At 35.2% G+C, this 13,159-nt stretch carries 10 protein-coding genes; all 10 read right to left on the bottom strand.

The features are described from left to right. A partial coding sequence (locus J2W95_RS10950) for an Ig-like domain-containing protein (protein ID WP_310006862.1) occupies positions 1-2,249 on the bottom strand: 2,249 nt, incomplete at its 3' end. Between the two features lie 609 nt (positions 2,250-2,858). Then, positions 2,859-3,785, bottom strand: coding sequence for a tRNA epoxyqueuosine(34) reductase QueG (gene queG, locus J2W95_RS10945; protein ID WP_310006860.1), 927 nt, complete (start codon positions 3,783-3,785; stop codon positions 2,859-2,861). Further along, positions 3,782-5,122, bottom strand: a complete 1,341-nt coding sequence (locus J2W95_RS10940) for a cytochrome P450 (RefSeq protein WP_310006858.1) — start codon at positions 5,120-5,122, stop codon at positions 3,782-3,784. The genes queG and J2W95_RS10940 overlap by 4 nt, the downstream gene beginning before the upstream one ends. Positions 5,123-5,140: 18 nt before the next feature. Further along, positions 5,141-6,163, bottom strand: a complete 1,023-nt coding sequence (gene ruvB, locus J2W95_RS10935; protein WP_310006856.1) for a Holliday junction branch migration DNA helicase RuvB — start codon at positions 6,161-6,163, stop codon at positions 5,141-5,143. Positions 6,164-6,250: 87 nt separating this feature from the next. Next, a complete protein-coding gene (locus tag J2W95_RS10930; RefSeq protein ID WP_310006854.1) occupies positions 6,251-8,047 on the bottom strand; it encodes a cytochrome c oxidase subunit I in 1,797 nt (598 codons plus the stop codon). Between the two features lie 28 nt (positions 8,048-8,075). Further along, a complete protein-coding gene (locus J2W95_RS10925) occupies positions 8,076-9,233 on the bottom strand; it encodes a cytochrome c oxidase subunit II (protein WP_310006852.1) in 1,158 nt (385 codons plus the stop codon). A 19-nt stretch (positions 9,234-9,252) separates the two neighbouring features. Further along, positions 9,253-10,629 (bottom strand): quinol:cytochrome C oxidoreductase, encoded by a 1,377-nt coding sequence (locus J2W95_RS10920; protein ID WP_310006849.1) that lies wholly within the window; start codon positions 10,627-10,629, stop codon positions 9,253-9,255. A 30-nt stretch (positions 10,630-10,659) separates the two neighbouring features. Further along, the gene (locus tag J2W95_RS10915; RefSeq protein ID WP_310006846.1) at positions 10,660-11,208 is read right to left on the bottom strand and encodes a c-type cytochrome; all 549 of its coding nucleotides are present in this window, start codon (positions 11,206-11,208) and stop codon (positions 10,660-10,662) included. 8 nt (positions 11,209-11,216) lie between these two features. Next, a complete protein-coding gene (locus J2W95_RS10910; protein ID WP_111409729.1) occupies positions 11,217-11,741 on the bottom strand; it encodes a DUF3341 domain-containing protein in 525 nt (174 codons plus the stop codon). Continuing rightward, positions 11,734-13,137, bottom strand: a complete 1,404-nt coding sequence (gene nrfD / locus J2W95_RS10905) for an NrfD/PsrC family molybdoenzyme membrane anchor subunit (protein WP_077371512.1) — start codon at positions 13,135-13,137, stop codon at positions 11,734-11,736. Before nrfD ends, J2W95_RS10910 begins: the two co-directional genes overlap by 8 nt. Positions 13,138-13,159 lie beyond the last annotated feature (22 nt).

The raw sequence follows: 13,159 nt of genomic DNA, 5'->3' as shown, positions 1-13,159 counted from the left end.
CCTGTCTGATTCGTTGTATAATTCGTGCCGTTCCATGTGAAGCTCGCTCCCGAACAAATGGTTTGATTCGTAACTATATCAGCAGGTTTTGGCGTCACGGTCAATACTAATTCCTGATCTGCTGTACAGCCATTATTGGTTTCTAAATAGGTCCCACCAACTGTGTAAGCAGTTCCATTCACTGCCCAAGAATAGGTCTCCCCAGAACAGATCGTAACTGGTGTAGACACTTTGGTTAGTTTTGGATTGACCGTTACCGAAACCAAAGTTCTGGCGCTCTCACATCCATCTTCAGTTTGACTGGCGTAATAAGTTCCTGTAACTAACGTCTCGGTTCCTGTGTATAATGTTCCTGCCGTTAAAGCATTGTACCATTTTACTGCAGTTCCTGTGGCAGCCAAGTCGCTTACTTTTTTAGCGTCTACTGAACAGAAAGTCTGTGATGAAGCCGTTGGCGCTGCAGGGGTTGGAGTAGTTAAAACATTTACGCTTCCACTTGTAGCTGTACAAGTAGCCGCATTGGTGGCTACAACATAATAGCCATTCCCGGCAGGTAGTGAATTCCATATTAATTCGGATGCTGTACCAGTCTGAGCACTTTGAACCGCTAAATTATTAGAATCATACAATTGATAACTCACTCCACTTACCGATGTTGTTGAACTTACAGTTCCATTCCCTCCAGGAGACACACAAATTTGGCTTCCTGTTAATGAAAGTGCTGCAGGATTAGTTACTGACAATGTTGCGGAACTACTAACAACATTAGTACAAATATAATTTGATTGTGTAATAATAACTCTATATTTATAATTGTTCATAGAGCAGGTGATAGATGATAAATTCAATATATCATTAGTAGCACCACCAATATTATTCCATATTGTACCACCATCGGTACTTAATTGCCATTGATACAGTCTTGTCCCAGATCCACCAGAAGCAGTAACGGAAAAAGAAGCACTAGCAGTACTAGAAGCTATTTGATCAGTAGGGTGTATCGTAATTGTACTGGCGGAACCTATAGAAACTGCATTTGAATAAGTACCACTATATGAAGCTCCAATTACAGTGCCATCAGGATTTACAGTTGGTGAACCAGTCCCATATTTGCTATTATCTACACCCAATAAATTACCATCTGCGTTACTAGAATTGTAATATTCATTTGCATCCGAACAACCATCACCATCACTATCCAAGTCTAAATAATTAAGGACACCATCACCATCTGTATCTACACATCCTTCATTAATAGAAACCTTGACATCATCTAGGAAATTTCCAAATGAAACGCCCCCAACAGAAGAAACAGATTTAAATGCTATAACAAGAGTAGTCTGTCCTGGAGTAATAGTATAAGTCCCCGAATAGGAACCCCAACTGGTTGTCCCGTCAGACATGGTAGCTTGAATAGTTGCTGAAGTCAAATCGGTTCCTATATTTACTGTCGCCTCATCAGTTCCTGAGCGCCCTCTATGTTTAACAGACCAATTTACAGTACCCGAAAAACCATTTAAACAAAAAGTTTGATACAATGTAGAAACTTGATTTGCATTTAACTCTACAAACTGTCCTCCTTCTGCAGCAGAAACCCCGTTAAAACCAGAATCCCAAAATTCTATTTGATGATCTGTTGCGGTGGTTTTCCATCCCAGAGTTGCTGGAGATGTACTGTCATTTACTAAATACCAATTAGGAGGATTGGAAATATTATTATCTGGAGATTCAAAACCACCGTTTATAAACTTAATTGCACAATCCGAACACTCAACCGAATCTAAAATCCCATCATTATCATCATCTAGATCAACCGAGTCCGCAATCCCATCCCCATCTGTATCCCTATAAGGGAGAGGAGTAACAGTTGAAGAATTATTTCCGCCTTGATTATCCATGTCCTCACTCCTAATTACAGCAGTATTCGTATATACACCAGTAGCTTTAACGGTTGCGTTTATAGTCAATGTTAAGCTTGAATTTCTAGTCAAATTCCCAATAGTCCAAATTCCCGTTCCATAACTATAAGAACCTGATGAAGGATTACTGCTTACATAAGTATAGCCAGAAGGAAGTAAATCATTAACTACTACTGAACTTGCATCCTGACCATTGGATAAATTACTTGCGGTCAAGGTAAATACAACATTGCTTCCTATAGCAGGAGCTATATTATTAACTGTTTTTACAATTGCTAAATCTACGTTTTGTCCAAATATAGAAACACTTAGCAGTAAAAATAAAAGCAAAAATTTGTTTTTGATTAAAGTAGAAATTGTCATAAACCTATGGTATTTATTTATCGAAAAGGCATTCATCATTCAAAAAACTATTCTTTAAGCATCGAGGAAATTAAGTTGGAATAAATGCTCGTGAGTACTGAGCTTACTATAAAAAATAGAAACTCAGATCATATAACATTTATACATGACAATCCAAATTTAAAGCTTGATTGAAAGGAAAAAGAGAAGCTGACGATTTCTCGAGAATTAATTTCGGAATCCATCTTTTTTTGAAACAAAAGAGAAAAAAGGAAATATGTTTTACCGAGAAATATAAAAAAAGTAAAACAACAAAAAATAATGACTTAATAAGGTTAAGTCCTTTCAAAGTAAAGTTCGTCATAATTAATTTAGCATTAAGTTTCAATAGATTGGGTCTGCCAAAACTAAATAATTACAAACAACTTGTTAACATTATTCCGTTTAACTACCTATTTTGTCGTCAATTCACGTTTTTTCCGATGTAAAGCACATTAAATCGTTAAAATACAGCTGTTTACTGTCAGAATTTTACATTTTTATAACATAATTAAAATGTAAAACTGAAACGTTGTCACGAAAAAAGAAGAGAAAATACTATTCTAAGAAAAGAATGTTCCTTTTTAACCCTTGAAATTTTGATCGTTTAAGAGGAGAATCCTTAAACACCATTTTAAAAGTTTCCTCAGTTATTTCGATCCAATCATTTTTGGACATTGAAAGTAATTCAGGATTGGGATTGAACAAAGGTTCATTGTGAGATTTTGAAAAACGGTTCCAAGGGCAGACGTCTTGACAAGTATCACAGCCAAATGCCCAATCATCAAATTTTCCCTTCATCTCTAAAGGTATGTTGTCCTTGAGTTCAATAGTGAAGTAAGAAATACATTTGCTCCCGTCCACAACATAAGGCGCAACAATTGCCTCGGTTGGACAAGCATCAATACAGGCTGTACAGGTTCCGCAATGATCTGTAACTGCATGGTCATAATCAAGATCCAAATCGATGATAAGCTCCGCAATGAAATAAAAAGAACCTACTTTTTGTGTCAATAAATTACTATTTTTGCCAATCCAACCTAAACCACTTTTTGCTGCCCAAGCTTTATCCAAAACAGGAGCCGAATCCACAAAAGCACGTCCAGACACAGCACCTATATTAGACTCTATCGAAAAAAGCAATTCCTTGAGTTTATCTTTTATGACAAAATGATAATCCTGCCCATAAGCATATTTAGATATTTTATAAGAATCAGGATTTTGAAACTCAGAAGGATAATAATTCAGTAAAAGAGAAACCACACTTTTAGCATCATCGACCAATAAAGTCGGATCCAAACGTTTGTCAAAGTTATTCTCCATATAGGACATTTGCCCATTGTAGTTTTTATTCAGCCAGTTTTCCAAGCGTGGTGCTTCCTGTTCTAGAAAACCAGCTTTTGATATACCGCAAGATAAAAACCCGAGACGTTTAGCCTCGGACTTTATAAATTTTGAATATGTTTCTTTGGAATTAATTGTCATCTTTTAGCAAATAAAACTTCAACTCCCACAGGCTTTAAAGTAACCAACGGATTAAATTGAACCTCTGCGCTGACAGGCTTTATCTCGTACTTTTTTACAATTTTAAAAAGTGTCAAACACATTTCATAAATAGCAAAACCGACACCTATACACATTCTTGGACCCGCCCCAAAAGGATAAAAATACTGCATAGAATGTTTTTTCTGTTCCCCAAGAAAACGTTCCGGATTAAATTCTTCTGGGTTTTCCCAATATTTAGGATTACGGTGCAACTCATAAAATGAAACTCCAATAAGCGTCCCTTTTTTTACATGATAAGAAGCAATAGTATCATCAGCAACATTTTGTCTGTCTATAATCCAAGCTGGAGGATACAAGCGCATCGACTCGTTCAAAACAGCATTAATATAAGTCATTTTCTGGAGCTGATCAACCGTATCAGATTCTTGAGATTCAATTTGCGAAATCTCTTGAAATACTTTTTGTTGAACATCAGGATGCTTTGCCAAAAGGTAAAGCGTAAAAGTCAAAGCATTTGCAGTCGTTTCATATCCAGCAACAAAAAGAATCTTAATTTCATCAATTAATTGTGTTACCGACATACCTTCGCCTGTATCTTCATGTCGCGTTTCAAGAAGCATATTCAACAAATCATTAGTCTCCACTTTTGAAGCCACTCTCTCCTCTATAATCTCTTGAATGATATTGTTATTTTCTAAAGACAATAGAGCATGTTTTTTAGTTTGTCCGCTCAAAGAAAACCACCATCCTTTATGAGGAAGTCTAACTTCTTTAATTAAGAACTTTTGTACTTCATCGACAATAAATTTTATTCTGTTTAATTTTTCTTGTGAGGCTGAAAGATGAAATAATGATTTGGCAACAACATTATATGCTAATTGACTCATTATTGGAAAAATATCGACTGGCTTTTCTTCGGCTAATTCATTCAATTCCGAAGCAATAATCTGCTCCATATTGACAACCAATTGATTCATTTTTTGTTTATGAAACGCTGGCTGAATCAGTCTTCTTTGTTTTCGCCAAAAATCACCATCTGATGTCAAAAGACCTTTCCCTATATACTTTGAAAGATATACAGTTTGGATATTCGACTTATGATAGTTTTTATGATTTTTCTGCAATATATATTCGGCAACTTCATTATCGCGTGACAATATCAGATGCTTTGTTCTTCCTATCTTAACAGAAAAAGTATCACCTAATTTGTCAAAATATTTTTTATGAAATGGAATCGGATTTTTACGGATTCCTTCAGCATCTAAAAAGAAATTAACTATTGAAAGTTTTTCAGGATAATTATATTTCTTATTCATTGCAGTTGATAATAAATTTTAAAAAAGTCCGCCTTGAATATTGGCTTTAATTTTCCCTAAATGCTTATATGCTTTCTCAGTCACTTCACGACCTCTGGGCGTTCGCATAATAAAACCTTCCTGAATCAAAAATGGCTCGTAAACTTCTTCGATGGTTTCACTACTTTCAGATACGGCTGTCGCCAAAGTTGAAAGACCAACAGGACCTCCTTTGAATTTATCAATGATCGTATTCAAAATTTTATTATCCATTTCATCAAGACCATGAGCATCTACATTCAATGCTTTCAAAGCATATCGTGCAATTTCTATATCAATGGTTCCGTTTCCTTTGATTTGGGCAAAATCACGTACGCGACGCAATAAAGCATTTGCGATACGAGGCGTTCCCCTACTTCTGCCAGCTATTTCAATAGCGGCTTCCATAGTAATCGGCATTTTAAAAATCATGGCACTACGCTCCACAATGGTTGTCAAAAGCTCGGTTGTATAATATTGTAATCTTGAAGAGATACCAAAACGGGCACGCATTGGAGCAGTCAAAAGACCAGAACGAGTTGTTGCACCAATAAGAGTAAAAGGATTCAAATTAATCTGGACTGTTCTGGCATTAGGCCCAGATTCAATCATGATGTCAATTTTAAAATCCTCCATAGCAGAATATAAATATTCTTCAACTATCGGACTTAAGCGGTGTATCTCATCAATAAATAATACATCTCTTTCTTCTAGATTAGTAAGCAACCCAGCTAAATCACCAGGTTTATCCAATACAGGTCCGGAAGTAATTTTGATTCCTACTTCTAATTCATTAGCCAATATGTTTGCCAAAGTTGTTTTTCCTAAACCAGGAGGCCCATGAAAAAGGGTATGATCAAGAGCTTCTTTCCTTTGATTGGCGGCAGCAACAAAAACCTTGAGATTTTCCAATACTTGATCCTGACCAGCAAAATCATCAAATGACAATGGCCTTAATCTTTTTTCAATATCAAGTTCTTCAGAACTGTAATTATTACTTGTTGGATCTAAGTTTTCATTCATGCGATAAAGGTAAAAAAAGTAATCGTTCTATATAAAAAAAATGCCTCTCATTAATTAATGAAAGGCATTTATATAATTTTTGAAATTTTAGTGATGTAAAACTACTTCTCCTTCTTTCATTGGAACTGTTTGAGGTACAAAATCCTCTTCATGTCCAGGATTACTGTAATCATAAGGCCAACGGTGTACCTCAGGAATTTCTCCTGGCCAGTTACCGTGGATATGCTCTACAGGAGTAGTCCATTCTAAAGTATTTGATTTCCATGGATTTTGAACTGCTTTCTTACCGTAGAAAATGCTAACGAAGAAGTTGTATAAGAACACTAATTGAAAAGCTCCACCGATCAAAGCAAAAGTTGTAATCAATACGTTTACATTTTGCAAATCATCGAACAATGGGAAGTTAGTATTTGTATAATAACGTCTTGGTAAACCAGCTAATCCAATAAAGTGCATTGGGAAAAATACTCCATAAGCACAAACAGCAGTTACCCAAAAGTGAACATATCCTAAATTCTTGTTCAACATTCTACCGAACATTTTTGGATACCAGTGGTAAACTCCAGCAAACATTCCGTAAAGAGCAGATATACCCATTACCAAGTGAAAGTGAGCTACAACAAAGTAAGTATCGTGAACATTAATATCTAATGTACTATCTCCAAGAATGATTCCAGTTAAACCTCCAGTAATGAAAGTAGAAACCAAACCAATTGAAAACAACATCGCAGGATTCATTTGAAGATTGCCTTTCCAAAGTGTAGTAATATAATTAAATGCTTTTACAGCAGATGGAATTGCAATCAAAAGGGTTGTGAATGTAAACACAGATCCCAAGAATGGATTCATACCCGAGATAAACATATGGTGACCCCAAACAATTGTAGATAAAAATGCAATTGCAATAATTGACATAATCATCGCTCTGTAACCAAAGATTGGCTTACGAGAGTTTGTAGCAATAATTTCAGAAGTAATACCCAATGCAGGCAAGATTACGATGTAAACTTCAGGGTGCCCTAAGAACCAGAACAAGTGTTCGAAAAGAACAGGAGAACCACCTTGGTAATGTAAAACTTCACCAGCGATATAAATATCAGATAAGAAGAAAGATGTACCAAAACTTCTGTCAAAAATCAACAACAATGCAGCTGACAATAAAACAGGGAAAGAAACAATACCTATAATTGCAGTAACAAAGAAAGCCCAAATAGTAAGTGGCAATCTTGTCATCGACATTCCTTTTGTTCTTAAGTTAATTACAGTTACAACATAGTTCAAAGATCCCATTAAAGAAGATGCAATGAAAATAGCCATAGAAACTAACCATAAAGTCATACCAGCACCAGAACCAGATATAGCTTGAGGAAGCGCACTTAAAGGCGGGTAAATTGTCCAACCAGCATTTGCAGGTCCTGATTCAACAAATAATGAACAAACCATTAAAACACTAGACAAGAAAAACAACCAATACGAAATCATATTCATGAATCCGGATGCCATATCTCTTGCTCCAATCTGCAGTGGTATCAACAAGTTACTAAACGTACCACTTAATCCTGCAGTAAGAACAAAGAATACCATGATAGTACCGTGAATGGTAACTAATGAAAGGTAAATATCATTTGCCATTACTCCATTTGGAGCCCATTTGTCTCCAAGTAATATATTGAAAATCTTAAAAGATTCTTCTGGCCAAGCTAATTGCATTCTGAAAAGCATAGACATACCAACACCTATAACTCCCATAATAATACCAGTAAGCAAGTATTGTTTGGCAATCATTTTGTGGTCAATACTAAAGATATATTTAGTAATGAATGTGTCCTTATGGTGGTGTTCGTGTTCGTGATCGTGTCCGTGATCGTGACCTTCTGCTGACATATATTTATACTTTAAATTTTCTTAATAATTATTTCATAGCTATTTTTGCAACAGCCGCTGTATCTTTTGTAAGAGTTGAATCTTTACCCGGTGCCGCATCTGGAGCAGCTGGCTCAGCTTTAGAAGCTTTTACTTCACTTACCAAAGCAGTTTTTTCACTCAACCATTTTTTATAATCTTCTGGAGTGTCAACTACAACTTTCATTTGCATATTATAGTGAGAAGCTCCACAAATTTTGTTACACAATAACAAATATTCAAAAGTATAAGGATCTAAACCTGCTTCACCTTTAGCAACCAATTCTAAACTCTTCTTAGCTCTGATAGCATTAATCTTCGCAACTTTTTCAACCATATAAGGTAAAGCTTGATATTCAGCCGTTGTATAAATCGGAGTAAAAGCAAACTCAGTAACCATACCTGGCACACAGTTCATTTGGGCTCTGAAATAAGGAAAGTAAGCTGAGTGCAAAACATCTTGAGATCTCATCTTGAAGTGAACCTTTTTCCCTTTAGGAATATGCAATTCTGAAACCACAATATCATCTTGAGAATATGGATCTGATAAATCAACACCAAGAGTATTAACTCCTTCGATCAATCTAACATTTGCTTTTCCTAAAACATTGTCGGCACCAGCATATCTTGCAGTCCATTTAAATTGTTGAGCATATAACTCAACAACAATTGTGTCCTCTTCTTCATCAACAAACATAATATTTGTCCAAGCATAAAGACCATAAAGAATCAAACCAGCTAATACAACAGCAGGGATAACACTCCATATTGCTTCCAATTTATTATTGTCTGCAAAATATAAGGCTCTTTTATCCTTATTACCTCTGTATTTGAAAGCAAAGTAATGTAATAAAACTTGAGTGATTGCTTGAACCGTAAAGATCAATACCCAAGTAATGTTCATTAGGTTGTCAATCAAAGCACCGTGTTCTGATGCAGGAGTATGGAGGACCAAAGGTCCCCATGTGTAAACTCCATATATTGTAAAGATGTAGATGAAAGCTAAAAAGCCAAACATCAAATATCCTTGTACATTATTATCGTCATCGGTTGCAACTTGCGAATTGTCCGAAGTCGAAGCAACTTGCGTTAAATCGAATATCTTCGTCAATTGCCAAACAGCAACAGCCAATAAAACTAAAACTATAATTACCAACAAACTTGTCATCTGTTTATCTCTTTAAATATTAATAATGAAAATGTTTACTCTCTTCAATGAATGGATTTCTTTTTGGCAACAAAGGAGCTTTAGTTAATGCCGTGAAGACAACAAAAATAAACAATCCAAGGAAGAATAAAACCGATGCAATTTCTGGAACACCAATAAACCAACTACTTCCAACAGTACCAGGCATAATCATATTAAAGAAGTCAATATAATGACCTAACAATATAACAATACCAGCCATAACCAAAATCCAAGTAATTCGTTTAAAATCAGTATTAATTAAGATTAAAACTGGAAATAAGAAATTCATAGCAACAGCACCAAAGAAAGGCAAGTTATACTCTTGAATTCTTGTTATAAAATAAGTAATTTCTTCAGGAATATTAGCATACCATATCAACATGAATTGAGAAAACCATAAGTATGTCCAAAACACACTAATACCAAACATAAATTTAGCTAAATCATGGATATGACTAGAATTTACATTTTCTAAATATCCTCTAGATTTTAAATATACTGTAACCATTGCAATCATTGTAATTCCACTTACAAAGAAACTAGCAAATACATACCATCCAAACAAAGTACTAAACCAGTGTGGATCGATAGACATAATCCAGTCCCAAGACATAATAGATTCAGTAACGATAAAGAAAACTAAGAATCCAGCTGAATAATTAAAATTCTTTTTGTAGAAACTATTATCATCAGACTCATCTTGAGCCAAACAATTTTTTCTTGAATAGTAACGGTATAAATTCCAACCTAACAAAAACACTGCAGCTCTAACAATCCAAAAAGGAAAATTCAAGAAACCAGCTTTTGTCTGAATAAGTTCATCGTGTTTTACTACTTCAGGATCCAACCAAATAAACAAATGATTAAAGTGTAGTCCACAAAGAACTAATATAATGAAGAATATCACTGAACCTACAGGCAAGTAAGCAGTAATTCCTTGCATAACTCTAAATAAAACCGGAGACCAACCTGCTTGTGCCACTTGTTGAATAGCGTAAAAAGCTAAAGTCCCTAAAGAAAGTAACATAAAGAAAATACAAGCAACATATAATGCCGCCCATGGTTTGTTACTTAATTGATGAAGCACATGCTCTAAATGTTCTTGGTGCTCAGTATCTGCTTTTACTTCATGCTTAGCAGCCTCAACTTTACCATGTTCCGATGCCACTGCTTCATGAGCAGTTTCAGATTCATGAGCTACAGAAGCTGTTTCATGATTTCCTTCACCATGTCCTCCATGTGAGTCAGCGGCAAGAAGAGCTTCAACTTCTTGAATATTTTTTGGTGCAGTCAAAAAACCATATCCAATTCCCAAAAGGCCAACAGCCATTAAGACGAAAGAAAAAGTTTTTAATTTACTTGAAAATGTATACATATCTATTACGATCAGTTTGTTCAACAATTATTATTGTGCTTTTAGTTTAAGAACATAGTCAGCAACTAACCAACGTTCGTGAGCACTCATTTGATTAGCATGTGATCCCATGGCATTCAAACCAAAAGTCTCCACATAAAAAATACTTCCTTCAGTAATGTCTCTGTCTTTGTAATTAGGAACACCAAGAAATTTTTCTCTCTCTACTAATTTTCCTTTACCATCACCAGCTGCACCGTGACAGCTAATGCAATAAATTTCATAAAGTTCTTTTCCTTTGTCAGAACCTCTGTCTAATGAATCCAAAGGAGACTTTAAATTAGCTTTCGCCAAAGCATATCCTTCTGGAGTATTTTCATATTCAAATGGCTCAAAACCTCTGTTTATTGAACCAACAGCAGGAAGTTGACCTTCTTTACCGTTTTTGAAAACATCAACTGGTGCAGAAGCATAAGTTTCAGCACTTACAGCTTCATACATATTTGGAAAATATTGATAATTCGGTTTATCTTTATTAAAACAAGATGAAACCGTTACCATTAAACCCAATACAAGTGTTATTTTATATAAACTTTTCATATCTACAATTAATGCTTTTCAATTACTTTAACTTCTACTGCACCTGTACCCTCAAAGAAAGAAACTAATTCCTCTTCATTATTGTTAACCGCTACTTCCATCAAAAAGTGATCATCAGTAGTTCTTACATCAGGATTTTCGGCTTCTTTAAATGGCCATAACCTACTTCTCATATAAAAAGTAATTACCATTAAGTGAGCTGCAAAAAATACGGTTTCTTCAAACATAATAGGCACAAAAGCTGGCATATTATCAATATAACTAAAACTTGGTTTTCCACCAATATCTTGAGGCCAGTCTTGAATCATAATATAATTCATCATCCAAGTACCAAAAGACAAACCACACAAACCATAGATAAAAGCACATATCGCTAAACGTGTAGGTGCAAGTCCCATTGCTTTGTCCAATCCGTGAACTGGGAAAGGTGTAAATACTTCTTCAATATGGTGATGAGCTGCACGTGTCTTTTTTACGGCATCCATCAAAATATCATCGTCATTATAAATGGCGTATATAACTTTATTACTCATGATGTGAATGTTTATTAGCTTCTCTTTCTTTAATATATTGTTCTCCTGTAGCTTTCAATATTGTTTTAACCTCGGCTTGAGCAATAACAGGGAATGTTCTTGCATACAATAAGAATAACACAAAGAAGAAACCTATTGTTCCGATAAAAATTCCAATATCAACAAATGTTGGAGAGAACATAGTCCATGAAGATGGTAAATAATCTCTATGTAATGAAGTTACGATAATTACAAATCTTTCAAACCACATTCCAATGTTTACAACAATCGAAATTATAAAAGAAAACATAATACTTGTTCTTAATTTTTTGAACCACATAAATTGTGGAGAGAACACGTTACATGTCATCATAGCCCAATATGCCCAAGCATAAGGTCCAGTTGCTCTGTTCAAGAAAGCATATTGTTCGTATTCTACTCCAGAATACCAAGCAATAAATAACTCAGTAATATAAGCAACACCAACGATAGAACCTGTAATCATAATTACAATGTTCATTAATTCGATATGCTGAATAGTGATATAAGCTTCAAGATTAATAACTTTTCTCATAATGATAAGCAAAGTGTTAACCATTGCAAATCCAGAGAAAACCGCTCCAGCAACGAAGTACGGAGGGAAAATCGTAGTATGCCATCCTGGAATAACAGAAGTAGCAAAGTCCATAGATACAATAGTATGCACAGAAAGTACAAGTGGAGTTGCTAAACCTGCAAGAACTAATGAAACTTCTTCGAAACGTTGCCAATCTTTAGCTCTACCACTCCATCCAAAACTCAAGATAGAATATACTCTTTTGTTAAAAGGTGTAACAGCTCTATCACGCAACATTGCAAAGTCAGGCAACAATCCAGTCCACCAGAAAACTAATGAAACCGAAAGATAAGTTGAGATAGCGAATACGTCCCAAAGTAATGGAGAGTTAAAATTCACCCAAAGAGATCCAAATTGATTTGGAATTGGTAATACCCAATACGCCAACCAAGGACGTCCCATGTGTATAATTGGAAATAAACCTGCTTGTATTACAGAGAAAATTGTCATTGCCTCTGCAGAACGGTTAATCGCCATTCTCCATCGTTGACGGAATAATAAAAGTACTGCAGAAATAAGAGTTCCTGCGTGACCAATACCAACCCACCAAACGAAGTTAGTAATATCCCAAGCCCAACCAACTGTTTTGTTTAATCCCCAAGTACCAATACCTGTAGACACTGTGTATATAATACAGCCTAATCCCCAAAGGAAGGCTATTAATGCGATTGAAAATACAATCCACCATTGTTTATTTGCTTTACCTTCTATAGGCGCGGCTACATCTACAGTTATATCGTGATACGATTTATCACCTATAACTAAGGGTTTTCTAATGGCTGCTTCGTAGTGAGACGACATAATCCTTTATTTGATTCTTAAT

Origin of the sequence: Flavobacterium granuli, assembly GCF_031456055.1 — a bacterium.
GTDB lineage: Bacteria > Bacteroidota > Bacteroidia > Flavobacteriales > Flavobacteriaceae > Flavobacterium > Flavobacterium granuli_A.
This window is presented reverse-complemented; position numbering and strand designations above follow the sequence as displayed.